25 protein-coding genes are annotated in these 25,182 nt (G+C 60.4%); 13 read left to right on the top strand and 12 right to left on the bottom strand.

Annotated elements, in window-relative coordinates; genetic code table 11:
- Window positions 1-90: 90 nt before the first annotated feature.
- Window positions 91-507, bottom strand: coding sequence for an RNA polymerase-binding protein DksA (gene dksA, locus MWU49_RS16585; RefSeq protein WP_246974570.1), 417 nt, complete (start codon window positions 505-507; stop codon window positions 91-93).
- A gap of 55 nt (window positions 508-562) precedes the next feature.
- On the opposite strand from dksA, the gene MWU49_RS16580 reads away from it, so the two are divergent.
- From MWU49_RS16580 to sfsA, 3 genes are all read left to right on the top strand, one after another.
- A complete protein-coding gene (locus MWU49_RS16580) occupies window positions 563-1,285 on the top strand; it encodes a hypothetical protein (RefSeq protein WP_246974473.1) in 723 nt (240 codons plus the stop codon).
- A 134-nt stretch (window positions 1,286-1,419) separates the two neighbouring features.
- The gene (locus MWU49_RS16575) at window positions 1,420-2,586 is read left to right on the top strand and encodes an aminotransferase class I/II-fold pyridoxal phosphate-dependent enzyme (protein WP_246974470.1); all 1,167 of its coding nucleotides are present in this window, start codon (window positions 1,420-1,422) and stop codon (window positions 2,584-2,586) included.
- On the top strand, window positions 2,583-3,302 hold the full coding sequence (sfsA, locus tag MWU49_RS16570; protein ID WP_246974467.1) for a DNA/RNA nuclease SfsA: 720 nt from the start codon (window positions 2,583-2,585) through the stop codon (window positions 3,300-3,302). The genes MWU49_RS16575 and sfsA overlap by 4 nt, the downstream gene beginning before the upstream one ends.
- A gap of 12 nt (window positions 3,303-3,314) precedes the next feature.
- On the opposite strand, the gene MWU49_RS16565 is transcribed toward sfsA, so the two are convergent.
- The 5 genes from MWU49_RS16565 to MWU49_RS16545 all read right to left on the bottom strand — a co-directional run bounded on the left by MWU49_RS16565 (window position 3,315) and on the right by MWU49_RS16545 (window position 8,698).
- Complete coding sequence (locus MWU49_RS16565) at window positions 3,315-4,610, bottom strand: hypothetical protein (RefSeq protein ID WP_246974465.1); 1,296 nt, start codon at window positions 4,608-4,610, stop codon at window positions 3,315-3,317.
- A gap of 212 nt (window positions 4,611-4,822) precedes the next feature.
- Window positions 4,823-6,103 (bottom strand): NHL repeat-containing protein, encoded by a 1,281-nt coding sequence (locus tag MWU49_RS16560; RefSeq protein ID WP_246974464.1) that lies wholly within the window; start codon window positions 6,101-6,103, stop codon window positions 4,823-4,825.
- 164 nt (window positions 6,104-6,267) lie between these two features.
- Window positions 6,268-7,227: a serine/threonine protein kinase gene (locus MWU49_RS16555; RefSeq protein ID WP_246974461.1), complete on the bottom strand. Its 960-nt coding sequence runs from the start codon at window positions 7,225-7,227 to the stop codon at window positions 6,268-6,270.
- Window positions 7,228-7,288: 61 nt separating this feature from the next.
- Entirely contained in the window at window positions 7,289-7,621 is a 333-nt protein-coding gene (locus MWU49_RS16550; RefSeq protein ID WP_246974458.1) for a Rieske (2Fe-2S) protein, read from the bottom strand.
- Window positions 7,622-7,693: 72 nt separating this feature from the next.
- Entirely contained in the window at window positions 7,694-8,698 is a 1,005-nt protein-coding gene (locus tag MWU49_RS16545) for an adenosine kinase (protein WP_246974455.1), read from the bottom strand.
- A gap of 286 nt (window positions 8,699-8,984) precedes the next feature.
- Here MWU49_RS16545 and mrcB point away from each other — a divergent pair, with 286 nt between their 5' ends.
- From mrcB to ybaK, 3 genes are read left to right on the top strand one after another with little or no spacing between them, the layout of a single operon-like run.
- Window positions 8,985-11,348 (top strand): penicillin-binding protein 1B, encoded by a 2,364-nt coding sequence (gene mrcB, locus MWU49_RS16540; RefSeq protein WP_246974452.1) that lies wholly within the window; start codon window positions 8,985-8,987, stop codon window positions 11,346-11,348.
- A 44-nt stretch (window positions 11,349-11,392) separates the two neighbouring features.
- Window positions 11,393-11,839 carry a tetratricopeptide repeat protein gene (locus tag MWU49_RS16535; RefSeq protein ID WP_246974449.1) on the top strand — a complete coding sequence of 149 codons (447 nt, stop codon included), beginning with the start codon at window positions 11,393-11,395 and terminating at the stop codon, window positions 11,837-11,839.
- Window positions 11,836-12,303, top strand: a complete 468-nt coding sequence (gene ybaK / locus MWU49_RS16530; RefSeq protein ID WP_246974447.1) for a Cys-tRNA(Pro) deacylase — start codon at window positions 11,836-11,838, stop codon at window positions 12,301-12,303. The genes MWU49_RS16535 and ybaK overlap by 4 nt, the downstream gene beginning before the upstream one ends.
- Before the next feature lie 185 nt (window positions 12,304-12,488).
- Here the strand turns inward: ybaK and hemL are convergent, their stop codons facing one another.
- From hemL to hemJ, 4 genes are all read right to left on the bottom strand, one after another.
- Window positions 12,489-13,775, bottom strand: a complete 1,287-nt coding sequence (gene hemL / locus MWU49_RS16525; protein WP_246974443.1) for a glutamate-1-semialdehyde 2,1-aminomutase — start codon at window positions 13,773-13,775, stop codon at window positions 12,489-12,491.
- Between the two features lie 32 nt (window positions 13,776-13,807).
- Window positions 13,808-14,452 carry a thiamine phosphate synthase gene (thiE, locus tag MWU49_RS16520; RefSeq protein ID WP_246974440.1) on the bottom strand — a complete coding sequence of 215 codons (645 nt, stop codon included), beginning with the start codon at window positions 14,450-14,452 and terminating at the stop codon, window positions 13,808-13,810.
- Complete coding sequence (locus MWU49_RS16515; protein ID WP_246974438.1) at window positions 14,449-15,207, bottom strand: hydroxymethylpyrimidine/phosphomethylpyrimidine kinase; 759 nt, start codon at window positions 15,205-15,207, stop codon at window positions 14,449-14,451. Before MWU49_RS16515 ends, thiE begins: the two co-directional genes overlap by 4 nt.
- A gap of 84 nt (window positions 15,208-15,291) precedes the next feature.
- The gene (gene hemJ, locus MWU49_RS16510) at window positions 15,292-15,735 is read right to left on the bottom strand and encodes a protoporphyrinogen oxidase HemJ (RefSeq protein ID WP_246974435.1); all 444 of its coding nucleotides are present in this window, start codon (window positions 15,733-15,735) and stop codon (window positions 15,292-15,294) included.
- A 96-nt stretch (window positions 15,736-15,831) separates the two neighbouring features.
- Here hemJ and MWU49_RS16505 point away from each other — a divergent pair, with 96 nt between their 5' ends.
- The 6 genes from MWU49_RS16505 (at window position 15,832) to MWU49_RS16480 (ending at window position 20,753) form a co-directional block, all read left to right on the top strand.
- Window positions 15,832-17,241: a chloride channel protein gene (locus MWU49_RS16505; RefSeq protein ID WP_246974433.1), complete on the top strand. Its 1,410-nt coding sequence runs from the start codon at window positions 15,832-15,834 to the stop codon at window positions 17,239-17,241.
- A gap of 103 nt (window positions 17,242-17,344) precedes the next feature.
- Window positions 17,345-18,400: an N-acetyl-gamma-glutamyl-phosphate reductase gene (argC, locus tag MWU49_RS16500; protein WP_246974430.1), complete on the top strand. Its 1,056-nt coding sequence runs from the start codon at window positions 17,345-17,347 to the stop codon at window positions 18,398-18,400.
- Window position 18,401: 1 nt separating this feature from the next.
- The gene (locus MWU49_RS16495; RefSeq protein ID WP_246974426.1) at window positions 18,402-19,130 is read left to right on the top strand and encodes a DUF6776 family protein; all 729 of its coding nucleotides are present in this window, start codon (window positions 18,402-18,404) and stop codon (window positions 19,128-19,130) included.
- Between the two features lie 9 nt (window positions 19,131-19,139).
- Window positions 19,140-19,601 carry a polymer-forming cytoskeletal protein gene (locus MWU49_RS16490; protein WP_246974424.1) on the top strand — a complete coding sequence of 154 codons (462 nt, stop codon included), beginning with the start codon at window positions 19,140-19,142 and terminating at the stop codon, window positions 19,599-19,601.
- A 93-nt stretch (window positions 19,602-19,694) separates the two neighbouring features.
- Entirely contained in the window at window positions 19,695-20,033 is a 339-nt protein-coding gene (erpA, locus tag MWU49_RS16485) for an iron-sulfur cluster insertion protein ErpA (RefSeq protein WP_153498422.1), read from the top strand.
- 186 nt (window positions 20,034-20,219) lie between these two features.
- Entirely contained in the window at window positions 20,220-20,753 is a 534-nt protein-coding gene (locus MWU49_RS16480) for a phosphatase PAP2 family protein (protein ID WP_246974422.1), read from the top strand.
- 174 nt (window positions 20,754-20,927) lie between these two features.
- Here MWU49_RS16480 and MWU49_RS16475 read toward each other — a convergent pair whose 3' ends face one another.
- Both MWU49_RS16475 and MWU49_RS16470 read right to left on the bottom strand, forming a co-directional pair.
- Window positions 20,928-22,016, bottom strand: a complete 1,089-nt coding sequence (locus MWU49_RS16475) for an anhydro-N-acetylmuramic acid kinase (RefSeq protein ID WP_246974420.1) — start codon at window positions 22,014-22,016, stop codon at window positions 20,928-20,930.
- Window positions 22,006-23,328, bottom strand: coding sequence for a peptidoglycan DD-metalloendopeptidase family protein (locus tag MWU49_RS16470; RefSeq protein WP_246974419.1), 1,323 nt, complete (start codon window positions 23,326-23,328; stop codon window positions 22,006-22,008). The genes MWU49_RS16475 and MWU49_RS16470 overlap by 11 nt, the downstream gene beginning before the upstream one ends.
- A 183-nt stretch (window positions 23,329-23,511) precedes the next feature.
- Between MWU49_RS16470 and tyrS the strand changes: the two genes are divergently transcribed.
- Window positions 23,512-24,837 (top strand): tyrosine--tRNA ligase, encoded by a 1,326-nt coding sequence (gene tyrS, locus MWU49_RS16465; protein ID WP_246974417.1) that lies wholly within the window; start codon window positions 23,512-23,514, stop codon window positions 24,835-24,837.
- The last annotated feature ends 345 nt before the right edge of the window (window positions 24,838-25,182 follow it).

Here is a 25,182-nt window from a genome sequence, read left to right as displayed (position 1 = left end):
TCAGAGTATGGGCGCGGCCTCCTGAATAGCAAAGAGCGAAAGCCCGCTATCGCGCGCTGTTCACTGTTCACTATTCACTATTCACTGCCTTTAGCCTGCCAGCTGCTTTTCCTTGATCTCCGCCAGCTCCTTGCAGTCGATGCACATCTCTGCGGTGGGGCGGGCTTCCAGGCGGCGGATGCCGATTTCGATACCGCAGGCTTCGCAGTAGCCGTAATCGTCCTTGTCGACCAGATCCAGGGTTTTCTCGATCTTCTTGAGCAGCTTGCGCTCACGGTCGCGGGTACGCAGTTCCAGGGCGAATTCTTCTTCCTGGGTGGCCCGGTCGGCCGGATCGGGCAGGTTGACCTGCTCATCCTGAAGGTGGTGCATGGTGCGATCGGCTTCCTCCATCAGCTCCTGGCGCCAGGCCAGCAGAATCTTGCGGAAGTGGTCACGCTGCTTTTCGTTCATGTATTCCTCACCTGCCGCAGGCTGATACGGTTCGAAGCCGTGCAGCTGGGCCATGGAGGAAGTGGATTTGGATGACTTTTTCACGTTCTTTTTTACCTGAGCGGAAGAGGTGGATCGGCTCGGCGACATTCCATTGCCGGCAGACGCTGTCCTTGCGGTACCGGATTGCGATGTACTGGTGGCCGCAGCAGCTGCGGACCGTGCCTTCCCGGAGGTAGGCAGCTTTGTTCTTGGTGCAGCAGGCGCTGCTTTCTTGGCCGCGACCTTTTTGGCCGCTGGCTTGGCGGCGGCGGGTTTGGCTGCCGTCGCCTTGGCTGTCTGGGGTTTGCTGGCCGGCTTTGCGGCTGGCTTGCTGGCTGCCGGCTTGGTCGCCGGTTTCTTCACTGCAACCTTCTTCGCCGGCGCTTTTTTGGCGGCAGGCTTTGCAGCCGGTTTGGCGACGGCCTTCTTGGCCACAGGTTTTTTCACCGCTGCTTTTTTGGCGGGGGCCTTTTTGGCCGCGGCCTTCTTCGCCGGTGCTTTCTTTACGGCGGCTTTTTTCGCTGCCGGCTTTGCTGCCGTTTTCTTGGCTGGCGCTTTCTTCACTGCCGCTTTCTTTGCCGGCGCCTTCTTGGCAGCGGCTTTCTTGGCGGCAGGCTTTTTCACGGCAGCTTTCTTGGCAGGGGCTTTCTTTGCTGAGGAAGCCGAAGCTTTTTTGCTGGCAGTGGTTCCGGTTGTTTGTTTTTTAGCCGCCTTCTTCGGGGCTTTCTTTTTGCCGGTGGCCATCTTCAATAACTCCCTTAGCATCGTCTTGACTCTCTGTCCTGTGCCCGAACATCCCTCATGGGCATAATGTAATCTTCGACCTTACCCCTTATAGGCAAGTCTTGTCACCAATTACAGGGCTGGGGCCCCGAGGGTAGCCTGATTGATGAAAATCTGGCCGATTATAGCCATGCAGACTCTGCATGGAAGAGGAAACTTGCGATGAGCCAATTGTCACGATACGCCAGCCAGGTACCACCCTTTCATGTGATGGCCCTGTTGGAGCGCGCCCAGCAACTGACGGCCCAGGGGAGGGATGTTATTCACCTGGAGGTGGGCGAGCCGGATTTCGACACCCCGGATCCTGTCATGGATGCCATTCGCGATGCCATGGCCCATGGCCGTACCGGGTATACCCCTGCAGCAGGATTGCCGGCCCTGCGTGAGGCGATCGCCCGTGATTACCGCGAGCGTTTTGGTGCAGCGGTGTCGCCCGGCCAGGTGGTGGTGACACCGGGTGCGTCCGGGGCCTTGCAGCTGGCACTGGCGGCACTGATCAATCCCGGGGATGGTGTGTTGCTGCCGGATCCTGGTTATCCCTGTAATCGTCAGTTCGTCAGGCTGGTGGGCGGTGAGGTGCAGCCGCTGGTATTGTCGGCGGAGAACCAGTTCAGCCTTACCTGTGATGACCTGCTGGAGGCCTGGCAGCTCAACACCCGGGTGGCCATGGTGGCGAGCCCCGATAATCCCACTGGCAATATGTTGAGCCCGCAGACGCTCGGCAAGATGGCGGCGGCGGTCAAAGGTCTGGGCGGCACCCTGTTGGTGGACGAAATCTATCAGGGGCTTTGCTACGGTGAGCCGGCCGGTTCGGTGCTGGCGGAAACCGATGACGTGGTAGTAATCAACAGCTTCAGCAAGTATTTCTGCATGACCGGCTGGCGGCTCGGCTGGCTGGTGGCGCCGCCGGCACTGGTCCCAGCCATCGAAAGGCTGGCCCAGAACCTGTTTCTGGCGCCTTCCACGCCCGCCCAATACGGCGCTATCGCCGCCTTGGAAGAAGCCTCGCTGACCATTCTTGAGCAGCGCCACCAGTTGCTGGCGCGCCGCCGTCAGTGCCTGCTCAATGGTCTGGCCCATCTCAAGGTGCCGGTGGTGTCCCGTGGCGATGGCGCCTTCTACCTTTATGCCGATGTCAGTGGCTTTACCGATGACAGCTTTGCCTTCTGTGCTGACTTGCTGGAAAAGGCCGGCGTGGCCATGACTCCGGGGCTGGATTTTGGTGAGGGGCATGAGCATTGTCGCTATGTGCGCCTGGCCTATACCTGTTCAGAGTCACGCCTTAGCGAAGCATTGCATCGCCTTGAACATTATCTGGAGACTTTGTGAAGTTTGATCCCCCGCTGGAAACCGTCACTCTGCTGCGCCGTTACAAGCGTTTCATGGCAGATGTGGTGCGCGCCGATGGCAGTGAAATCACGGTGCACTGTCCGAATACCGGGTCCATGAAAAACTGCGTGCTGGGTGAGCCCCAGCAGGCGCTGATTTCCGATAGCGGCAATCCCAAACGTAAATACCGCCATACCCTGGAAGCCTTGCAGGTGGCTCACGATCATTGGGCCGGGGTGAATACCAGTCGCACCAATGCCCTGGTGGAAGAGGCGGTGCGGGCGGCGATTATTCCGCAGCTGGATCCCCAGGACGGGGTCGAACGGGAAGTGAAATACGGCGACAGCCGTTTTGATCTTGCTTTGGGCCATCGCGCGGACCCGCACACCTTTATCGAGGTCAAGAATGTGACCCTGGGTCCGGGCCCTGAGGATACGGATGATGGCGTGATTGCCTTTCCGGATTCGGTCACTGAGCGAGGCCAGAAACACCTCAAGACCCTGATGGCGGTGGTGGCTTCCGGCAAGCGTGCGGTGCTGGTGTTTTGTGTGCAGCACAGTGGTGCCACGGCCGCCCGGCCGGCGGACGAGATTGACCAACGCTATGGGGCGCTGCTGCGTGAAGCGGTGGATGCCGGGGTAGAGGTGCTGGCCTGGAAAGTCTCGCTTTCCCCGCAGGACTTCTCCCTGACCAGCAGTGTTCCGGTATTGCTGTAACTGTTGTTGTAGTTATTGCTTCTTGAAGATCAGGAAGCGGCTGTTCTGCCTGTCTCCCACAATGACGCTACTGCTGTCGATGATCCTGACGCCATTGGGGTCGCTAAGAGTGCGCGCGCTGGGGGTGCCGGGCAAGCCGTCATCCGGCAGCCCATCCTGGTCATCATCATTGGGCGCGCCGTGGACGAAATCAGACTGGCCAATGACTTCGTCAGCAGCGGCGAAGTTGGTGGTGGGGAACTGGTTCCACACCAGCACGCGGTTGTTGTCGCCGTCAGCGATGAACAGACGGGAGCCATCCGAGTCCACCCCGTTGTAGGGAGTGCTGAGGGTGTGTGCGGTGGGTGAGCCGTCAGAAGCGCCATCCTGATCGCTGTCGTTGGCGGCGACGTTGGCAAAGTTTTCCTGTCCCAATACCACATTGGCGGGCTGGTAATTGCTGGTCGGAAAGCTGTTCCAGATCAGCGCCCGATTATTATAACTGTCCAGAACCACCAGCTTGTTGCCATCACTCCAGATGCCGGCCGGGTAATTCAGGGTGCGGGCAGAGGCGGGATCCGGCGCTGCCCCGGCATCATTGTTGGCGCTGCAGTTGCTGAAATCGGGCTGCCCAAGCACCAGATCGGCTGCTGCTCCATTGGCCAGCGATGAGGTGTCATTCCAGATCAGTACCCGGTTGTTTTCACTGTCAGCCACTATCAGTTTGCCGGCAACGGCAAACAGGGACTCAGGGTATGCCATGCCGGTCTGGCTACAGGCCTCCACATTGCTGTTCAGATCAACTTGCCCCAGCACCACAGAGGCGTCCGCACCAGCCGTTGGTGTCGGGTCATACACGACGACCCGGTTATTGAAGTAATCCGCCACAAACAACTTTCCATCGCTGGCGGACGGGCTTTGCGGGCTATCGAACAGGGCTTCACTGACACCGGCGATGCTGCTGGTAAGATCTGCCTGGCCGAGAGCGAAGGTGGCGGTGCCATTGTTCACCGCTGGCAGGGTGCCGAAACCGAGGCTGCGATTGTTGTTGCTGTCCGGCAGATAAAGGATGCCGTCACGGTAATCGGGGTTGCCATAGGGTTTGTCGAGGGTGTTGGCCGCAACAGTGCCTCCCTGATCCGGTTGCCTGCTGGCCATGTCGGCCTGTCCGATTACGACGGTGGCTGCCGCAAAGGTGAAGGTGGGTTTCGGTGGCGTGGAGGCTGCCACTGCTCCGCCGCTGCTGCCACCCCCGCCCCCGCAGCCTGTGAGTGTCGTAGCGACGGCAATCATGCCGATGAAACTCTGAATTCGCGTCCCTGCATTCATGATGATCCCCCCTGTCCATATGGTGGGCATGGTTTTCCGGAGCGTCCTTCCCCGGGTACATATTTGAATATAGGCCTGTCCGGGCGGTTAAAAAGTAATCAGATGGTAACGATTTGAGAGCGATCGGCAGGGAAATGTTATGCGTTATATGCAAGGGCTGGGAAAGGGGGGCGCGACTGCCGATCCCGGCGGGATCGGCAGTGTACTGACGGCTATTGGTCCAGCTTGAAAACCAGTGCCCGGTGGTTACCGTAGTCACCGACAATCAGGTGGCGGTTGTTGACCATAGAGAGCCCATAGGGGGAGTTAAAGGTGCGGGCACTGGGGGCGCCATCACTGATACCGTTCTGGTCGTCGTCGTTATCCGTGAGACGGGTAAAGTCCGATTGCCCCAATACCACATCGGCGGGCTGAAAATTGCGGGTGGGGAAGCCGTTCCAGGCCAGCACGCGCATGTTGTCCGAGTCCGGAACAAAGAACTGCTTGCCGTTGAACACAATCTGCCCATAAGGGAAGTAGAGGGTTCGGGCACTGGTGATCTTCTGGCCGTTCTCCGGGTCCGTGTCGGGTACGCCATCCTGGTTGTCGTCATTCTCGGTGTTATTGGTGAAGTTGCTCTGACCGAGCACCAGGTCTGGCAGTTTGTCTTCGGCTGTGGGGAAGGTGTTCCAGATCAGAATCCGGCTGTTGTCACTGTCAACGACGGCCAGGCGGGAGCCGTCGCTCCAGATCCCGGTGGGGTTATGGAGTGAGCCGGCAGAGGCGGTGGCGTAGCCTCCAGCATTGACTGTGCATTCTGTAAAGCTGTCTTGTCCCAGCACCAGATCGGCAGGCTGGCCATTGCTGTCAGGAATGCTGTTCCAGATCAATACCCGATGATTGCCGTTGTCCGAGACGATCAGCTTGCCATCTACCACGGCGATCGCGTGCGGGCGTCGCAGACTGGAGCTGGAGCAGCCCGGGTCGTTGCTGCCGAAGCCGGTCTGGCCAATAACCAGCTGTGCACTGGCCGGCCCGGTCTGTGGTGCCGGGTCAAAGATCAGCACACGGTGGTTGCCATAATCCGAGACAAACAACTGGTTGCCGGCCTCGACCACCACATTGGGTCGGTTCAGCTGGTCGGCGTTGCTGCCGGAGGCGTTGGAGGTGAAATCGGCCTGGCCAAGAACAAAATCTGCGGCAGCTTGCTGAACGCCGGGGATCTGGTGGTAACCGAGAACCCGGTTGTTGTATTCATCAGGAAGATACAGGGGGCCGCTGCCTGCGCCGTTCATGATCGATGCGACATTGTCGGCTGCGGGGCTGGCGGGTGCGGAACCGGTGACAAAGTCCGGTTGGCCAATCACGAAGTCCGCACGCTGAAAGGTGCTCGCCTTGCCGCTAAAGCCGGCCTCAGCTGGTGGAGTGGAGCTGCTGCTTCCACCGCAGGCGGTGAGGAGCTGGATGGCTGCCACGAGTAGCAGGCCGCTACCGAGCTTGAAGGTGTTCGTCACGTGGTAATCCCCCGAAAGAATGGCAATGCCGAGAAGGCAAAAGGAATGCATGGCTGGCGTTAACTGATATGCATGCTATTGCTTATTTAGAGAATCTCAAATGCTATTTGACGTGGAAGTGTGAAAGCGGGTGTCAGGTCACGTTCGGAGCTAAAAACGAACGGTTAACCGTCCTGCCAAAGACTATGGGATTGCTGCTGGAGCAGGTTGATCTGGTTGCCCCAATAGTTCATGGACTCAAACCAGGGGAACGCCGGCGGGAAGGCCGGGTCGTCCCAGCGGCGCGCCAGCCAGGCGTCGTAGCAGACCATGCGGCGAATGCGCAGCGGCTCGATCAGGGCTTTCTGCTCCCAGGGGAAGGGCAGGAAGGTGTCATAGCCCTGGGCCAGCACGCGCAGCTGGTGTTGCTGCTCGTCGTCTTCGCCGGACAGCAGCATCCACAGATCCTGCATGGCCGGGGCGCGCAGGCTGTCGTCCAGATCGACAAAGTGAGGGCTGTTGTCGCGCCACAGGATATTGCCGGTGTGGCAGTCGCCGTGGACGTTGAGTAGCGGGAAGGAGAGTCCATCCAGGCGTTGCGTGATGCTGTCGAGCAGTTGGCCGATCAGGTCGCGATACTGGCCGCGGTAATTGAGATCCACCACGTCATCGATCAGGAAGGTGCTGGCGGTGCGGATATCCTCAATCACATCCAGGGTGGGGCGATGCTGGTAGGGGCGGTCGCTGCCGCAGGCGTGCCAGCGGGCCAGGGTGCGACCCAGTTGTTCCAGGTGACTGTCGTTGGCCAGCTCCGGGGCGTGGCCACCGGCGCGGCGGAATACCGCAAAGGAAAAGCCGTTACAGTGGAACAGGCTGTTTCCATCGCGCACTTCCGGGGCAATCACCGGAAGATCCCGTTCCACCAGAAACAGGCTGAAAGCGTGCTCTTCGAGAATCTGTTCATCGCTCCAGCGCTGCGGGCGGTAGAACTTCACGATTACCGGCGGGCCTTCTTCCTGGCCCACCTGATATACCCGGTTTTCAAAGCTGTTCAGCTGCAACAGGCGACCGTCGCTGAGAAAGCCTGCGCCATCCACCGCATCCAGCATGAAATCCGGGGTGAGATCATCAAAGGGGTGGGACATGGTATGCCTCAGGTGTTGGCGTTGTCAGCGTCGGGCTTCCGGCATCTGGCGTCCAGCGTCATTATGCCGGTTCCGGCACTTCGCCCAGCCAGATTTCTTCACCGCGCACTTCCACGGGTACCGGTACCAGCTTGTCGCCCATGCACGGGCCAGACAGGCAGTTGCCGGTCTGCACTTCGAACAGCGCCCCGTGATTGGCGCACATGATGAACTGCTTGTCGCTGTCCATGAAGTCGTCAGGCATGAAATTCAGTTCGATGCCCAGGTGCGGACACCAGTTGATATAGGCATGAATCTGGCCATCGAATTTGGCGATGACGATGGGCTGGTCGTCCTTGCGGAACTCCCGTGCGCTTTCGTGCTCGATGTCGTCCAGGTTGCAGATGTGTTTCATGGTGCTTCCAGTGTTGCTTGGCAGGGTGGAGTCTGTGGCGGAGAACGGCGCTCGCCGATTTCCGCCCTACGGTTATTCGCCGAGAACCGCCTTGCGGATTTCCGGGTGGGCTTCGGCTGCCAGACGCGGGCCAAATTCGGTGACCAGGCGGGCGGAGGCTACGGAGGCCAGCTTGCCGGCGGTGGCGAAGTCGTGGCCGTGGGTAATGGCATACAGGAAGGCGCCGGCAAACAGGTCACCCGCGCCATTGCTGTCTACCGCCTTTACCTGTACTGGCTCGATCTGGTGGGTGTCGATGCCGTCCCAGACCAAAGCGCCCTTGGCGCCCAGGGTAATCACGGCGGAGCGACACACTGCTTTAAGGGCGTCGAGGGCAGCTTCTACATTGTCGGTGTCGGTGAAGCTGGTGGCTTCCGCTTCGTTGCAGAACAACAGGTCAACACCGTCGCCGAGCATTTCGCTGAGCCCATCCTTGAAGAACTGCACCATGGCCGGATCGGAGAAGGTCAGCGAGGTTTTCACCCCGTGCTTCTCGGCCAGCTGGCGCAGTTTCACGGTGGCAGCCCGGGAGCTGTCGCCGCTGACCAGATAGCCTTCCAGATACACGTAGTGGCTGGCGGCAATGGCGGCTTCGTCCAGGTCCTGTTCGGACACTTCACTGGAAATGCCCAGATAGGTGTTCATGGTGCGCTCGGCGTCCGGGGTGAGCATCACCAGGCACTTTCCGGAGATGCCGTCTTCACGGTTGCCGTTCATGTTGGTGTCGACGCCAGCGGCAGTCAGGTCGTTGACGAAGATATCGCCGGTGCTGTCGCTGGCGACCTTGCAGGCATAGTAACCGCTGCCGCCAAAGAAACGGGTGGCTACCACGGTGTTGCAGGCGGAGCCGCCACTGGTCTGCTTGCGGGGCTCCGCTTCCTCGGCCAGGGCAGCCAGTAATTCTGCCTGACGGGCTTCATCTACCAGGGTCATCAAGCCCTTGCCCACGTCCATACGCTCCAGGAAGGCGTCGCTGACCTCGATCTCGGTATCCACCAGGGCATTGCCGAGGGCATAAACGTCATATTTCTTGGTCATGGTTGCTCCGTTTTGCGTTGGGGGCTTGCTGGGGTTAAGCCGGGCGGCTCTGTGGGAACGTGCTTGCACGCGAATAAACCTCTCAGAAATAAAGGCTTCGCGTGCAAGCACGCTCCCACAAAAAACCAAAATCGCGGCTTAAGAGAACAGCAGTATGCTAAGGCCGGCTATTATGGGCTCCCGGGCGGCGGTTGCAAAATCAACGCGCCGGCTTTTTGAGCTGGCGGAACATATTGGGCGCCGTGCACTCATAAAATACCCACACTTTTCTCTATACTCCGTCCCCATGGCGAAAAAGACGAACAACACTCGAAAGACCCCGGCGCGATCGCGGGGGCAAACACCACGGAAGAAAGCGCCGGCCCGCAAGAAGAAAGCGGCGAAATCCCGGCGCTGGTTCAGCTGGGCCTTCGTGGCCAAGGTGTCCCTGGTGCTGCTGGTGATCGGCGCGGCTGGCCTGGCCTATCTGGATGCCATGGTGCGGCAGCGTTTTGATGCCCATGCCTGGCAGTTGCCGGCGCGTGTCTATGCCCGTCCGGTGGAGCTGTATGAAGGGCGTGTGCTGTCCCGGGACGACATGCTCAAGCTACTCGACCTGATGCGCTACCGAAAAGATTCCCGGGCGTCTACGCCTGGTAGCTTTTCCGCCCAGGGCAACAGCCTGCTGATCCATACCCGGGGTTTCCGGGACAGTGATGGTGGCGAACAGCCAAAGCGGATCCGGCTATCCCTGTCCGGGGGCCAGATTCGTTCCCTGCAGGCGGGCGGTGAGGGGCTGGCTCGTCTCGAGCCGCTGCAGATCGGCAGTATCCATCCGCAGCATGCCGAGGACCGGGTACTGGTGCCCCTGGAGGAAGTGCCGCCGCTTTTGGTGGAGATGCTGGTGGCAACCGAGGATCAGAGCTTCTACGACCATCACGGTATTTCCCTGCGCGGGCTGGCCCGGGCCATGCTGGCCAACCTGAAAGCCGGGCGGCTGGTGCAGGGGGGCAGTACCCTGACCCAGCAGCTGGTGAAGAATTTCTGGCTGAGTTCGGATCGCACCCTGTCGCGCAAGCTGCTGGAAATGCCCATGGCGTTGCTGCTGGAGCTGCATTACAGCAAGCAGCAGATTCTCGAGGCCTACCTCAACGAGGTGTATCTCGGTCAGGACGGCGCCCGGGCCATTCATGGCATGGGCCTGGGTGCCCAGTTCCTGTTCGGTCGGCCGTTGCAGGAACTGGAGCCTCATCAGCTGGCAACCCTGGTGGCATTGCTGAAAGGGCCCAGCTGGTACGATCCGCGTCGCCGTCCAGAGCGAGCCATGGAACGTCGTAACACCGTGCTTCGGGTGGCGGTAGAGCAGGGCGCTCTGTCCCAGGCGGACTATGACAAATACAGTGCCCGCCCGCTGGAAGTAGTGCCGCGCGGCGCCTCGGCACTGTATGCGTTCCCTGCCTTTATCGATCTGGTGCGCCGTCAGCTGGCCCGGGATTACCCGCCGGAAGTGCTCAGTGACGAGGGCCTCAATATCCATTCCACCCTGGATGTGCTGGCCCAGCTGGCCGCAGAAGGGGCACTGAAAGAACACCTTGATAACCGCGACCCGCAGCAGGACAAGAAACTGAACGGGGCCGTGGTGGTGGTCGCCCCGGCCCAGGGCGATGTGTTGGCGCTGGTCAGTAACCGCAACTCCCGGGAAGCCGGTTTCAATCGCGCCCTGGATGCCCAGCGGCCCATGGGTTCGTTGGCCAAGCCGGCGGTGATTCTGGCGGCGGTACAGCAACCGAAGCAATGGTCACTGGCGACCCTGGTGGAGGATGGCCCGATCCAGGTGGCCATGCCCAATGGCGATTTGTGGGATCCGCAGAATTTCGACAAGCAATCCCGCGGCGCCATGCCCATGGTCGATGTGCTGGCCCAGTCCCGCAACCAGGCCACCGCCCGGTTGGGACTGGATGTGGGACTGGACAAGGTAGCGGGCACCATGGAAACCCTGGGCGTGACCCGCAATGTGCCCCGTTACCCCAGTATCCTGCTGGGCAGCCTGGCGCTGACACCCTTTGAGGTGGCGATGATGTACCAGCCGCTGGCCACCGGGGGTTTCAGTACCCGGCTGCGTTCCATCACCGATGTGCTGGACAAGGATGGCGAACCGCTGGCCCGTTATCCGGTCAGTGCGGATGAGGTCATCGGCGCTGGTCCGGCGTTTCTCACCCAGTGGGCCATGCAGCAGGTGGTGGAAACCGGCACCGCCCGTTCAGCGCGGGCCTATTTGCCAGAAGATCTCAAGGTGGCCGGCAAGACCGGCACCAGCGATGACTTCCGCGATGCCTGGTTTGCCGGCTTTTCTGCCAACCATCTGGCCGTGGTCTGGGTGGGGCGGGATGACAACGGCAATGCCGGCATCACCGGCTCCAGCGGCGCGTTGCCAGTGTGGGCAAGGCTGATGGGCAAGCTCCCTCAGCGCAGTCTTTCCCAGAATCCGCCCGCCGGCGTGGAGTGGGTATGGATGAATCCCAATGGCACCCAGGTCAGTGCCGAGGGTTGTGGTGAGGCCCGTCGCTACCCCATGCTGGAGGCCTCGATTCCCCGGGATGCCGACGGCTGTGGCACCGTGAAACAGACCGGCAAGGGCATCAAGGGCTGGTTCAAGGGATTGTTTGATTGATGCCTCTCGGACTTGGGAAGGCAACGGTTATCAGGATGAAGGCGATGCAGATGTGGATGCGATTACTGGTGATTGGCGTGTTGCTGAGCGGCTGTGCCGTGCGAGGTCCCGACATGCCGACCGAACCCATGACGGCCGGCGTGGAACTGGACGGCTCGCCGGCATTGTCGTTGCTGCACAAGGCGGAGGCCGCTCGCCAGCAGGGGGAAACGTCGGCGGCGGAGCGTTATCTGGAGCGGGCCCTGAATATCGCCCCGGATTCGTCCTGGCTGTACAAGTCGCTGGCGGATCTGCGTCTGTTTGAAGGCGATGCTCGCAGTGCCGAGGGCTTTGCCCTGAAGGCCCTGCGACTGGCGCCGGATTACCCGCAATACCGTGCGGAACTGTGGGAGATGGTGGCCACCGCCCGTGAGCGCCAGGGTGACAAGGCTGGGGCCGACGACGCCCGTGCCCGTGCCGCCGATGCGTTGGCGCCGGGACAGCCGGTATGACGCCAGCGGTTCAGGCGGCCAAAAAGGCGAAGGTGAAGCACCGGTTGCTCAGCTACGAGCATGATCCCAAGGCGGAAAGTTACGGTCTCGAGGCGGCGGAGCTGCTCGGATTGCCCGCGGCTCAGGTGTTCAAGACCTTGCTGGCGCTGGTTGATGAACAGCCGGTGGTGGCCATGGTGCCGGTGGCACATCAGCTGGATCTGAAGTTTCTCGCCAAAGCCCATGGCGGCAAGAAGGCGGTGATGTGCCCGCCGGACAAGGCGCAACGGCTAACCGGCTATGTGCTGGGCGGGATCAGCCCGCTGGGACAGAAGAAGCGCCTGCCGTTGTATCTGGACAGCAGCGCAGAAGCACTGGATGAAATCTACATGAGCGCCGGACGCCGCGGCCTGGAAATCGCCATGGCGCCGGAGGATTTGTTGGGACTGACTGGAGGAAAGATGGTGTCGCTGGTTCGCGACTGACCAATCTCTCCGTAGGAGCGTCGCTGGCGGCGCGATCACAGACCAGGATCAAAAGCATTTTCACCACAGAGGGCACAGAGTCCACCGAGAAAATGAACGCATTTCTCTGTGCCCTCTGTGGTAATGCTGTCTTTTTAAATGTTGGGTTATCGCGCCGCGAGCGACGCTCCTACGAATAGGTTTGGTTAAACCTTCCCGAATGCCTTGCGTGCCGCCGCGATAGTGGCATCGATATCTTCGTCGCTGTGGGCGGCGGAGACGAAGCCGGCTTCGAAGGCGCTGGGGGCCAGGTAGATGCCCTGGTCCAGCATGGCGTGGAAGAAGCGGTTGAAGCGCTCGCTGTCGCAGGCCATCACTTCGGCAAAGCTGCTGACCCGGCTCTGGTCAGTGAAGAACAGACCGAACATGGCGCCAGCTTGAGCGGTAGTGAAAGCCACGCCTTCGGCATGGGCGGCTTCGGTGAGGCCGTTGAGCAGACGGGTGGTCTTCTCGGTCAGCGCCTCATGGAAGCCGGGCTGGCTGATCAGGTTCAGGGTGGCCAGACCGGCGGCCATGGCTACCGGGTTACCGGACAGGGTGCCGGCCTGGTAGACCGGGCCCAGCGGTGCCAGGTGCTCCATGATTTCCTTCTTGCCGCCAAAGGCGCCCACCGGCATACCGCCGCCGATGATCTTGCCCAGGGTGGTCATGTCCGGGGTGATGCCGTACATGGCCTGGGCACCGCCCAGGGCGACCCGGAAGCCGGTCATCACTTCATCAAAAATCAGCACGCTGCCGTGGTCGTCACAGTGCTTGCGCAGGGCCTGCAGGAAGGCCGGGGTGGGCGGCACGCAGTTCATGTTGCCGGCCACCGGCTCGACGATCACCGCGGCAATGTCGTTACCGTATTCGGCAAAGGCAGCTTCCACGCTGGCGGCGTCGTTGTAGTTCAGCGTCAGGGTGTCGGCAGTGACCGAGGCCGGCACGCCCGGGGAGCTGGGGTTGCCCAGGGTCAGCGCACCGGAGCCGGCTTTCACCAGCAGGCTGTCCACATGCCCGTGATAGCAGCCTTCAAACTTGATGATCTTGTCGCGGCCGGTATAGCCGCGTGCCAGGCGGATGGCGCTCATGGTGGCTTCGGTGCCGGAGTTGACCATGCGCACCATGTCCATGGAGGGCACCAGTTCGCAGACCTTGTCGGCCATGGCGATTTCGGCGGCGGTGGGCGCGCCAAAGCTGAGACCGTTCTTCACGGCCGCATCCACGGCGCTGATCACTTCAGGGTGATTGTGGCCAAGGATCATCGGGCCCCAGGATCCCACGTAATCGATATAGCGGTTGTCGTCTTCGTCGAACAGGTAGGCGCCTTCGGCCTGATGGAAGAACACCGGGGTGCCACCGACGCCCTTGAACGCGCGGACCGGGGAGTTGACGCCCCCGGGGATGTGCTTCTGGGCCTGACGAAACAGTTTTTCGGATTGCTTGCGGGGCATGGTGTGTCTCCTGAATCTGGGGTCTGAACGTGTCAGAAAAGAGCGCTGATACGGCGCGCTGCGGCTTCAATGTCTGCCGGGTCGGAATGGCCGAACAGGGCCTCGATAACGGCCACGCTGGCGGCGCCAGCCTGGATCAGCTGGGGCGCATTATCCGCATTCACCCCGCCGATGGCTACCACGGGAAGATGAAACTCGCGGCAGGCCTGTTCCAGACTGGTGATGGCGGCGGGCGGCGCCTGGGGCTTGGTGCGGGACGCAAAGAACCGCCCCATGGCGAGATAATCGGCGCCGGCGTCGGCGGCACTACGGGCCAGCGCCAGGTCGCCATGACAGGTGACACCGATGATGCGCTGGTCGCCAAGCAGGGCGCGGGCGGCGGCGATACCGCCGTCGCTCTGACCGATATGGACGCCGTCAGCGCCCACTTCAGCAGCCAGCACCGGATCATCGTTGACGATGAACAGGGCATCGTATTCATGGCACAGGCCGCGCAGCTGACTGGCCCGGCGGCGGCGTTGATCCTGGCTGGCGGTCTTGTCGCGGTACTGCAACAGCCGGGCGCCGCCAAACAGGGCTGCCTCTGCGGCAGGCAGCAGGCGGTCGTCCGGGGTCAGGTGCGGATCGGTAATGGCGTAGAGCCCGTGCACGGCGAGTAGCTGGTGGGGAGCGGTCATCGGCGATCCGGGACGTACTGGCCTGCGCCGGGACGGAATGCCTTGCGCAGGAAGCGATCCACGTGGGCCTGACCATCGGCCACTGCGTTGCCCAGGGATTCGCCATGTCCGCGCAGGCAGGCGATGGAGGAGGCCAGGGTGCAGCCGGAGCCATGGTAGCTGTGCGGCAGGCGCTCCCATTGCCACTGCTGTTCGCCGCTGGCGGTGAACAGGTGGTTGGCCACCAGGTCAGTGTTGTCATGGGTGCCGGTGATCAGTACCCCCTGGCCGCTGGCTTTCACCAGTGCCTCGCCACAGGCCTGGACCCCATGCCGCCCGCTGAGCTTTTCGGCTTCGGGCAGGTTGGGCGTCATCACTTCACAACGTGGTGCCAGTTGATTGAGCATCACATCGGCCAGCGATTCCGAGGTCAGGCTGCCGCCGGCTTCGGCGGCCAGCACCGGATCAAGCACCACGGGAACGCCGGGCAGGCGATCCAGCAGACGGGCAATGAATTCGATGATGGCGACGGAGCCGGTCATGCCGATTTTCACTGCCTGATACTGGAAGTCATCCAGCAGTGCATCGGCCTGCTGTTCCAGCAAGGCTACATCGGTGAGCTGGAAGCCGCGCACATTCTGACTGTTCTGCACGGTCAGGCCGGTAATCAGGGTGGAGGCAAAGCCGCCCAGGGCCTGAATGGCTTCGATGTCCGCATGGATGCCCGCCCCTCCGGAGGGGTCATGACCAGCAATGACAAGAATATTCGGTTTCATTGGTGCGCCTGCGTCAGGACACCCAATGCCTGCCTCGGGTGCCGGTTTGTCGTCCGGCATCGGGCGTCAGGCATCAGGCGTCGGTCAAAATGGACGTACGATGACCAGAATAACGATGGCCACCAGCATGAATACCGGAATCTCGTTAAAGATCCGGTAAAACTTGTCGCTTTTGGTGTTGGCATCGTTGGCGAATTTTTTCATGTAGGCCAGGCAGACGTGGTGGTAGCCGATCAACAGAAACACCAGCGTCAGTTTGGCATGCATCCAGCCGCTGCCCTTGTACGCTTCCATGTTGGCAACAAACATCCAGATACCCAGCACCACGGTGACGATCATGCTCGGGTTCATGATGCCACGGTAAAGCTTGCGTTCCATGATCTTGAAGCGGTCCTTGCTGACCTGGTCTTCGGCCATGGCGTGATACACGAACAGGCGTGGCAGGTAGAAGATGCCGGCAAACCAGCAGATAACAGCAATCAGGTGAATGGCCTTGAGCCAGAGAAAGTGGTCGAGAGCGAACTGCATCGGTAGATCCTGTTGGTTGCGCCATTGGAGTGGAGGTTCAGTGGGCGTACACTATACCGCCTTCCCTTTGCCCTTTTCGAATTCTCAAGGAGTCCTGTGAACAAGCGGCCCCGTCATCGTCGATTGATGCGTTACTACCTGTTTCGCACCCGACGTGTCAGCCGCAAACAGTTGGGCTCCTGGCAGGACTGGAAATTGCGCATGGTGTTCTGGACCGGCGCCATTCTGGTGGGCCTGCTGGTGGTGGCGTTCGCCTGGGTGGCCGAGCTGGCTTCCCACACCTTTGTGCAGATCCATGAACGCTCTCCCTATTTGCCGATTCTGGTCACGCCACTGGGCATGTTGCTGATTGTCTGGCTGATGCGTCAGCTGGGCACCGAGTCCCAGGGCAGTGGTATTCCGCAGGTGTTGGTGGTGCTCAAGCAGCGCTACCACTGGTTGCGTCCCACCTTTCTTTCCCTGCGGGTGATTCTCGGCAAGTTCGTGCTTACCTGCCTGGGGTTGCTGTGTGGCGCCAGTATCGGTCGCGAGGGTCCCAGCGTACACATGGGGGCCGCGATCATGTATTCGGTGGGGCAGGTAGGACGACTGAACCAGAAATACGTGGATAATTCGCTGATCGTTGCTGGCGGGGCCGCCGGGGTGTCAGCGGCGTTCAATGCTCCTCTGGCAGGCATTGTGTTTGCCATTGAGGAGCTGTCAGGCTCTTTCGAGCAGCGCACCAGCGGCACCCTGATCCTGGCTATCATCCTGTCGGGTGTGGTGGTGCTGATGATCATGGGGCACTACAGCTTTTTCGGGCATCCCGGCGGCGCCCTGGACATTACCCGGGACTGGGCGGCCATTGGGGTGACGGCGCTGGTGTGTGGTCTGTTTGGCGGACTGTTCAGCCGCTTGTTGATCCGCGGCAGTCAGTTTCTTTCTCCTTATGCCAAGGCCCATCCCTACCGGGTGGTGTTGATGTGTTCGCTGGTGCTGGTATTGCTTGGCCTGGCCACCGGGGGCGCGACCTACGGTAGTGGCTACGAACAGGCCAGTACCTTGCTGGACGGTGAGCATCCCGGAAACTGGAGTTTTGCGCTGGCCAAGATGTCGGCCACGCTGGTGTCCTATTTCACCGGTATTCCTGGCGGGTTGTTTTCGCCCAGTCTGGCGGCAGGGGCCGGGTTCGGCAATCTGGTTGGCGGTTTCTTCCCGGAGGTTTCGCTGGTGGGATTAACGCTGGTGGCCATGGCGGCTTTTCTGGCTGCCGTGATCCAGCGTCCGATTACCTCGTTCGTGATCGTCATGGAGCTGACCGGTAACCGCCACGATATTCTGTTGCCGTTGATGGCTGGAGCGTTCCTTTCTGCTGCGGTGGCAAAACTTGTCTGGGCAAGGCCGCTGTACGATTCTCTTGCCGAGCGCATGGCGGATGGGCAGGGGATGGCGCTGGAAAAGCCGCGCGAAGAGGAAAAACCGGCGGAGCCAGCCAGTGAAGAAAAATCCCGGCAATTACCGGGGTAAAGGGTGTGGCAACAACGTCTTAAAGTTGCTGAGGGCAGGGCGGGCCGCCTATTATGCGGGCCTTATGCCGGAGGCGGCACAGTGAATTGGTTGGAGTAAGACTATGGCAACGGGGTCTGTCCTCAAGGTCGGCGTGGTAGGTGGAACCGGGTATACCGGGGTAGAGCTGCTGCGTCTGTTGGTCAATCATCCCCAGGCTGAACTGGAAGTGATCACTTCCCGCGGTGATGCCGGTACGGCTGTTGCCGACATGTTCCCCTCGTTGCGTGGTCGTACCGATCTGGTGTTCAGTGAGCCGGATGTGGGGCGCCTGGCCCAGTGTGATGTGGTGTTCTTTGCCACCCCGCATAATGTGGCCATGCGCATGATGCCCGAGCTGATGGACGCCGGGGTGCGGGTGGTGGATCTGTCCGCGGATTTCCGTCTGCGTGATCATGTGCTGTGGAGTGAATGGTACGGCGAGCCCCATGCCTGCCCGGAGTTGCTGGCGGAGGCGGTCTACGGCCTGCCGGAAGTCAATCGCGAGAAGATGCGTGATGCCCGGCTGGTGGCCTGTGCCGGTTGCTACCCCACTTCCATCCAGCTGGGCTATCTGCCGTTGCTGGAAAATGGCTGGATCAAGCCGGATCAGCTGATTGCCAACGCGGCCAGTGGTGCCAGCGGTGCCGGCAAGGGTGCCAAGGTGCCCATGTTGCTGGCGGAAGCGGGTGAGAGCTACAAGGCCTATGGTGCCAGCGGGCATCGTCACCTGCCGGAAATCGAGCAGGGGCTGGGTGATATTGCTGGTCAGCCGGTGAAAGCGACCTTTGTGCCGCACCTGATCCCCATGATTCGCGGCATTCACTCCACCCTGTACGGCCAGCTGGTGGAAGGCGCGCCGTCTCTGGAGGCGGTGCAGGAAGCCTATGAGAAGCGCTATGCCAACGAGCCTTTCGTGGATGTGATGCCGCTGGGCAGTCATCCGGAAACCCGTTTCGTGAAAGGCGCCAATACTTGCCGGATCGCCCTGCATCAGCCCCGCGGCGAGAATGTCATCGTGGTACTGTCAGTGATCGATAACCTGGTCAAAGGCGCTTCCGGACAGGCGGTGCAGGCCATGAATATCATGTTTGGACTGGATGAGGATGCGGGGCTGTCTGTTGTCCCGCTGGCGCCCTGATATGGCAAAGAAACCGAAAAGCCGGGCCGGTATTGATGATGTGATGCTGGTGCCGGTCAGTCCGTCCCAGCAGAAGAAGCGCCGCCGGATTCTGGTTGCCAGTGCCATCGTGGCAGCGCTGTTACTGTTCTTTGGTGGCCTGTGGACCGGCAATAGTGGCTCTCTGGATACTTCGGAAACCAATCGTCGTCTGCGCGCCGAGCTGAAGAGCGCCTCCCGGGAACTGGAGGCCGCCCGAAACGAACTGGCGCTGTATCGTACCGATACCGAAGTGACCCAGCAGGCCCGTGAGAATCTGCGTCAGGAGATCAAGGGGCTGCGCGATCAGGCGGCGGAGCTTGAGGAGGCGGTGTCCTTCTACAAGAACGTGATGGCGCCCGGTGGTACCGAAAGGGGCATGCAGATCGAGAAGCTGACGCTGCAGCCCACCGGGGAAGATCGTCAGTACAGTTACAAAGTGGTGCTGGTGCAGTCCGGCGATAACCGTAATTATCTGTCTGGTGACATATCCTTGACTCTGCGTGGCAGCAAGGATGGCAGCGCCATCAAGCTGACCGGAGATAGCTGGCTGGATGACGGAAGTGAGACCCGCTTCCGGTTTCGCTATTTTCAGGAGCTGAATGGGCGCTTTCATCTGCCGGAAGGGGTAGAGATTGTGGCCCTGGATGTGGATGCTGAGAGCGGCGGCAGAAACCGTTACGAAACACAGAAAACCATAAAGTGGCAGTAGGAGAGACCTGTGCTAGGCCGAGACAAGAAAAATGCAGCCAACAATAACGCTGCGTCCCAGGATTACCGGAACCATACCCTGATTGCTCCCAGTGCAACCGTGAAAGGGGATCTTGAGTTCACCGGCGGCCTGCATGTTCAAGGCACTGTGGAAGGCAATATCAGTGTGGGCAAGGATGGCGGTCGTCTGATCATTGGCGAGACCGGTGTGGTCAAGGGCGAGATTCAGGTGCCCCAGGTGGTCATCAATGGCCGTGTGGAAGGCGATGTACATGCCTCCGAAAACCTGGAGCTGGCCGAGAAGGCCTCCGTGGAAGGCAATGTCTACTACCAGATGATAGAGATGGTGATGGGCGCCCGGGTGAACGGCAAGCTGGTGCGTCTGGACGACGAGCGCCGCAACCTGCCGGCGCCGGACAAGGACAAGAAAGGTGAAAAGGCGGACGCAGGCAAGCAGCCGGCAGCCGAATAATTCTTGACTGATTTAGTCGGGTACTGGAACATAGATGACCCGCTGACCCGAAAAGGCAGCGGGTTTTCTGTCTTTACTGCATCAGCGAGCCGTATGACCGAGCAAGCCCCCATTTCTTTCACTGACGCCGCCGCCGCCAAGGTCAAGGAACTGCGCGACGACGAAGGTAATCCCGAACTCAAGCTGCGGGTGTATATCACCGGGGGTGGCTGTGCCGGCTTTTCCTACGGCTTCACCTTCGATGAAGCGGTGAATGACGACGACACCATCGTCGAGAAAGACGGCGTGACCCTGCTGGTGGACGCCATGAGTATCCAGTACCTGGACGGTTCCCAGGTGGACTATGAGCAGGGCCTGATGGGCTCCCGCTTCGTGGTCAGCAACCCCAACGCCGCCACCACCTGCGGCTGCGGCTCCTCCTTCTCGGTCTAAACCGCTGCACGCAACACGCAACACGCAAGCACGCGTGAGTAGTACGAAGGCGCCATAGGCGCCTTCTGGTTTTTGGCGTGCGCCCGCAGGGCGGCGTGCAGCGTGGTGCGTGTTGCATCTCCCGTTGTCATATAACCTTCATCAGTTGATCAACATTTCGTCGTTTTCAAGGGGGAAACTGAACCCATGATGACGACACGACCGACATTTCAGAGAATGACCGCCGCGGATACCCGCGCCATGTGCTGGCTGCTTCAGCAGCCCCAGGCTGCGCGCCGCGCTCGCATGGCCAGGCAGGTTTCGCGGCTGGGTGACGGCCCCTTCTATGTGGCGCTGACGCTGTTGATCTGGTGGTTCGACAAGGAAGGGGGCAGTCTGTTTGCGCTCACAGCCATGGCCGCCTATGCCCTGGAGGTGCCCTTGTTCGTCGGGCTTAAACATCTGATCCAGCGCCCGCGTCCGGCGGATGCACTGGAAAGCCTTTCCGCCTTCATTCAGCCGGCGGATCGCTTCAGCTTCCCCTCAGGCCACACCGCCGCCGCTTTTGTGATGGCGTCCCTGTTGGCGGTGTTCTATCCGCCGGTGGCGGCGTTGGCCCTGGCGCTGGCGGTGATGGTGGGGTTGTCCCGGGTATTGCTGGGGGTGCACTACCCCTCGGATATCCTGGCCGGCGCCGCCCTCGGCTTCAGCTGCGCCATGATCGGCCTCTGGCTGGTTTGAGTAGCTGCAAGCTACAAGTTACAAGCTGCAAGGCGCGAGAAAGGGGCTTGCCAACTGGATTGCTTGTGGTCGCGTTCATGCGTAATGAAAAGGTTTGCGGCGCGGCTCGGTGACCTGTCGATTGGCGAGATGCTTTATTCGCGCCTTGTAGCTTGAGGCTTGAAGCTTGTCCCTCTATGGCAGGGTGACCTGTCCCAGAATCGCTTCCCTTGATGCGCCGGTAACCACCGGGGCGTTGCCCGGTTGTTCATTCCATCGTGCCCAGGCCAGCCAGGCAAAGGCCGCCGCTTCCACCCAGTCCGGGTGCAGTCCTTCGCTGTCAGTGCTGACAACCGGCACGCCACTGCAGGCTCGCAGGCGCTCGATCAGGTGGCCGTTGTGGGCGCCCCCGCCACAGATCAGCAGGCGTTGGGGGGCGAAGTCGGTGAGGCTGTCGGTGATGCTTCGCGCGGTCAGCTCGGCCAGGGTGGCCTGAAGGTTTTCGGCGGGCAGTTCATCCTTGAGGTGGCGGGTCAGCCACTGGCGGTTGAAGTGTTCGCGGCCGGTGCTTTTGGGGGGCGGTTGCTGGAAATAGGGGTCGCGCAGCAAGCGGTTGAGCAAGGGCTTGTTGATCTTGCCGCTGGCAGCCCAGGCGCCATCGGCATCGTAACTGTCGCCACTGTGCAGCTGGATCCACAGGTCCATCAGGACGTTGCCCGGGCCGGTATCAAAACCGCCGACCAGGGTGTCGCCGTCCAGCAGGGTGGCATTGGCCATGCCGCCAATGTTGACGATGGCCCGCCGCTCGCCGGTTGCGGCAAACAGGCGGCGGTGGAAGGGTGGTACCAGCGGTGCCCCCTGTCCCCCCAGCACCATGTCCTTGTTGCGGAAATTATTCACTACCGGAATGCCGGAGGCGCAGGCCAGGGTGTCCGGGCAGCCAAGTTGCACGCTGAAGCCATCCGCTCCGGGCCGATGTCGCACGGTCTGGCCGTGGCAGCCTATGGCGGTGATCTGGCTGGCATCCATGCCGGCCTTTTTCAGCAAGGCGGCGCAGGCCTCGGCGTAGATGCGTCCCAGTTGCCGGCTGACCTTGCCGGCGGCATCCAGCTCACCGTCACCAGGTTGGCACAGGGTCAGGATGTCGTCTGTCAGGTCGGCGGGCAGGGTGTGGCTGTGGCTCTCCAGAAGGGAGAAGTGGTCATCATCAATGCGAGCCAGCACCGCATCGATGCCATCGACGCTGGTGCCGGTCATCAGGCCGATAAAGAGATCAGAAGACATCACTGCTGGCCAGGGTGGCGGCTTCGGCGAACAGGGTCATCTGTGCTTTCAGCCGGTTGGCAGCGATCAGGAACTCCGAGCGCTCGTTGTCATTGATGCCACGGGCCTTGGGCAGCGGCACGGTCTGCGGGTTGCGGTGAACCCCGTTGATGCGGAATTCATAGTGCAGGTGCGGCCCGGTGGAGAGTCCGGATGTGCCCACATAGCCGATGGTTTGCGACTGCTTAACACGTTTTCCGACCCTGATGCCTTTGGCGAAATTACGCATATGTGCATACAGGGTGGTGTAGATCTGGCCGTGTTTGAGAATGATCACGTTGCCGTAGCCACCTTTCACACCGGCGAAGATCACCTTGCCGTCACCGGCTGCGCGAATCGGGGTGCCTCTGGGGGCGGCATAGTCGGTGCCCCTGTGAGCTCGAATAGTGTTAAGAACCGGGTGGCGGCGGCCAAGGTTGAAGCGCGAGCTGATCCGGGCAAAGGCCACCGGGGTGCGAATAAAGGCCTTGCGCATGGAGTCGCCCTTGATATCCAGGTACTCCACGTCGCCCGACAGGGTTTCATAGCGGAACGCAGACAGATGGCGGTCCTGGTTCCAGAATTCTGCCATCAGGATGTCGCCTTCACCGACTTTCTCGCCATCCAGGTAAAGTTCTTCATAGAGAACGCGGAATTTGTCGCCCTTGCGGATATCCAGTATGAAATCGATGTCCCAGGCGAACAGCTCGGCCAGCTGCATGGTGAGCCGGTCGCTGATGCCCGCGGCGGCACCGGCCAGAAACAGGGAGTCGGTGATCTCGGCCTGGGCAAAGCGGGTTTGCTTCTGGTACTCGCGCTGGCTGAGGCGGGCGGTCCAGCCTGCACCGGTGAGTTTCGCGGTCAGGGTTTCCACACGGGAGGGATTGTAGCGAACCCCGCGCAGGGCGTTGTCCTCGTTTACCAGAACTTCCAGTTGTTCTCCGGGGCGAAGCTTGGTGAGCCGTGTCAGCTTCTCGTCACTGTTGATGAGGCCATAAACCTGCCCTGCGCCGATGCCGAGTGGCTGCAGCAGGGAGGACAGGCTGTCTCCGGATTTGACCGTCAAGGTTTGCCATTCCGGCCCCTTCGCTACGGCAGGTTGCTCCACCGGTTTGGGGGCCGGGGCGGTACGGGCTGGCAATTCGATGGACTTGGCTGCCTGTTTTGGTGTCGGCGCAGACTCGGGCTGAAGGGCGACAATGATGACGCCGCCGAGAAGCACCATGGCCAGCAGTAAATGGGTGCGGGGGAACTGGCGCACCAGTCTGCCGACAGCAGAAAAAAATTGTTTCATGGAAATCGCGGAATCTGGTTGGCTGAGGGTGTGTCGGGATACAAAGACACAACGAAAAACAGACCTGCAAAGATACCTGCCTTCTCTGGCCGCATTCAAGTGCTACAATACCGCGCTTTCACGGGGCCGCCGGGTCCCGGAACAGCGAATACATAAAGACAGCGGCAGATCACAGAGGTAGGCATGGCCACGGTGGAAGAACAATGGGCACTGATTTCCCGGGGTGCGGATGAAATCATCCAGGAAGACGAATTACGGGAAAAGCTGGCCTCCGGCCGCCCCTTGCGCATCAAGGCGGGCTTTGATCCCACCGCACCGGATCTGCATCTGGGGCACACTGTACTGATCAACAAGCTGCGCCAGTTCCAGGAGCTGGGTCATGAGGTCATCTTCCTGATCGGGGATTTCACCGGCATGATCGGTGACCCCACCGGCAAGAGCGCCACACGTCCGCCCTTGAGTCGTGAAGATGTGCTCCGTAACGCCGAGACCTACAAGGAGCAGGTGTTCAAGATCCTCGATCCGGCGAAAACCCGGGTGGTGTTCAATTCCAGCTGGATGAACGAAATTGGTGCTGCCGGCATGATCAAGCTGGCAGGCCAGTACACCGTGGCGCGGATGCTTGAGCGGGATGACTTCGACAAGCGCTACAAGGGCAATCAGCCCATCGCCATTCACGAGTTCCTCTATCCCCTGGTGCAGGGCTATGACTCCGTAGCGCTGGAAGCGGACGTGGAGCTGGGTGGTACCGACCAGAAATTCAACCTGCTGATGGGGCGTACCCTGCAGAAGTCGCACGGCCAGGCCCCGCAGATCTGCCTTACCATGCCTATTCTCGAGGGGCTGGACGGGGTTCAGAAGATGTCAAAGTCGCTGGGTAACTATGTGGGGGTGAATGAGGCGCCGGGAAGTATGTACAGGAAATTGGTGCAGATGCCTGACACATTGGTATGGCGCTATTTCAAGCTGCTCAGTCTGCTTCCGATGGATAAAGTGGATTACATGCGGGCGGTCTGTTCTGCCCCGGAGCGCAATATTGGTGAATTCTCATTTGTTTATGATGATCTTTGCTCAAGAATTGCCGATGTTGAATCATTTGAGGCTGCAAACTTCGACCTCAGGTGGGTTCTTTGCGATGCTGCGGATGCAGTGAATGATATTCGCGATGCTAAACAGTTGCTTGCAGCTGAGATCGTAAGTCGTTTCCATGGTGCGCATGCCGCTTTGGTTGCGCCAAAATCTGCCGGCAACCAGATTGCCCTGGGTGAGATCCCGGACAATGTTCCGGAGGTGATAGTCAGCTTGGACGGCGAGGTGGAGATTCGTCTGTTCCAGCTTTTGGTGAAGGCTGATCTTGCCAAAGCCGCCAAGGCCGCCAAGGATGTATTTGCCCGTGGGGCGGTCTATCTTGACGGTGAGCAGCTCTCCGATGAGCGCACTTTCAAGTCCGGCGACAGCCATGTGATTCAGGCGGGCAAGAAGAAGATCGCCAAGGTGATCATCAAATAGCCAGAAACGGCCCCTCAGGGGCCGTTTTGGGCAGAAAGTGATCGGTCAGACGGTTTTTTGGAAAAAGTGCGAAAAAGGGTTTGACACCCTCAGGGAAATCCCTAGAATGCGCACTCCTCGACGGGGCAACAACGCAAAGCGCGGCACCGGACGAGACGCTCTTTAACAATCAGGCAAGCAAACGTGTGGGACCTGTTCGGGACGGGATCTTTAAAAGATTTCAGTTCTGAACGAGTCAACAAAGTTTTTGTTAATTCAGATGACGAACTGAGCATGTATTAAGTGCTCCTTCTTCGGAAGGCCACTTTAAACGCTTTTCTTAACTGAAGAGTTTGATCATGGCTC

Origin of the sequence: Alcanivorax sp. S6407, from assembly GCF_023016115.1 — a bacterium.
Classification (GTDB): Bacteria; Pseudomonadota; Gammaproteobacteria; order Pseudomonadales; family Alcanivoracaceae; genus Alcanivorax.
This window is presented reverse-complemented; position numbering and strand designations above follow the sequence as displayed.

What these genes read in the sequence shown, in the direction of transcription:
- dksA (WP_246974570.1), bottom strand. Translation starts at nt 507, where the DNA reads ATGGCCCAGCTGCACGGCTTCGAACCGTATCAGCCTGCGGCAGGTGAG.
- MWU49_RS16575 (WP_246974470.1), top strand. Translation starts at nt 1,420, where the DNA reads ATGAGCCAATTGTCACGATACGCCAGCCAGGTACCACCCTTTCATGTG.
- MWU49_RS16565 (WP_246974465.1), bottom strand. Translation starts at nt 4,610, where the DNA reads ATGAATGCAGGGACGCGAATTCAGAGTTTCATCGGCATGATTGCCGTC.
- MWU49_RS16555 (WP_246974461.1), bottom strand. Translation starts at nt 7,227, where the DNA reads ATGTCCCACCCCTTTGATGATCTCACCCCGGATTTCATGCTGGATGCG.
- MWU49_RS16550 (WP_246974458.1), bottom strand. Translation starts at nt 7,621, where the DNA reads ATGAAACACATCTGCAACCTGGACGACATCGAGCACGAAAGCGCACGG.
- MWU49_RS16545 (WP_246974455.1), bottom strand. Translation starts at nt 8,698, where the DNA reads ATGACCAAGAAATATGACGTTTATGCCCTCGGCAATGCCCTGGTGGAT.
- mrcB (WP_246974452.1), top strand. Translation starts at nt 8,985, where the DNA reads ATGGCGAAAAAGACGAACAACACTCGAAAGACCCCGGCGCGATCGCGG.
- MWU49_RS16535 (WP_246974449.1), top strand. Translation starts at nt 11,393, where the DNA reads ATGCAGATGTGGATGCGATTACTGGTGATTGGCGTGTTGCTGAGCGGC.
- ybaK (WP_246974447.1), top strand. Translation starts at nt 11,836, where the DNA reads ATGACGCCAGCGGTTCAGGCGGCCAAAAAGGCGAAGGTGAAGCACCGG.
- hemL (WP_246974443.1), bottom strand. Translation starts at nt 13,775, where the DNA reads ATGCCCCGCAAGCAATCCGAAAAACTGTTTCGTCAGGCCCAGAAGCAC.
- thiE (WP_246974440.1), bottom strand. Translation starts at nt 14,452, where the DNA reads ATGACCGCTCCCCACCAGCTACTCGCCGTGCACGGGCTCTACGCCATT.
- MWU49_RS16515 (WP_246974438.1), bottom strand. Translation starts at nt 15,207, where the DNA reads ATGAAACCGAATATTCTTGTCATTGCTGGTCATGACCCCTCCGGAGGG.
- hemJ (WP_246974435.1), bottom strand. Translation starts at nt 15,735, where the DNA reads ATGCAGTTCGCTCTCGACCACTTTCTCTGGCTCAAGGCCATTCACCTG.
- argC (WP_246974430.1), top strand. Translation starts at nt 17,345, where the DNA reads ATGGCAACGGGGTCTGTCCTCAAGGTCGGCGTGGTAGGTGGAACCGGG.
- MWU49_RS16495 (WP_246974426.1), top strand. Translation starts at nt 18,402, where the DNA reads ATGGCAAAGAAACCGAAAAGCCGGGCCGGTATTGATGATGTGATGCTG.
- erpA (WP_153498422.1), top strand. Translation starts at nt 19,695, where the DNA reads ATGACCGAGCAAGCCCCCATTTCTTTCACTGACGCCGCCGCCGCCAAG.
- MWU49_RS16480 (WP_246974422.1), top strand. Translation starts at nt 20,220, where the DNA reads ATGATGACGACACGACCGACATTTCAGAGAATGACCGCCGCGGATACC.
- MWU49_RS16475 (WP_246974420.1), bottom strand. Translation starts at nt 22,016, where the DNA reads ATGTCTTCTGATCTCTTTATCGGCCTGATGACCGGCACCAGCGTCGAT.
- MWU49_RS16470 (WP_246974419.1), bottom strand. Translation starts at nt 23,328, where the DNA reads ATGAAACAATTTTTTTCTGCTGTCGGCAGACTGGTGCGCCAGTTCCCC.
- tyrS (WP_246974417.1), top strand. Translation starts at nt 23,512, where the DNA reads ATGGCCACGGTGGAAGAACAATGGGCACTGATTTCCCGGGGTGCGGAT.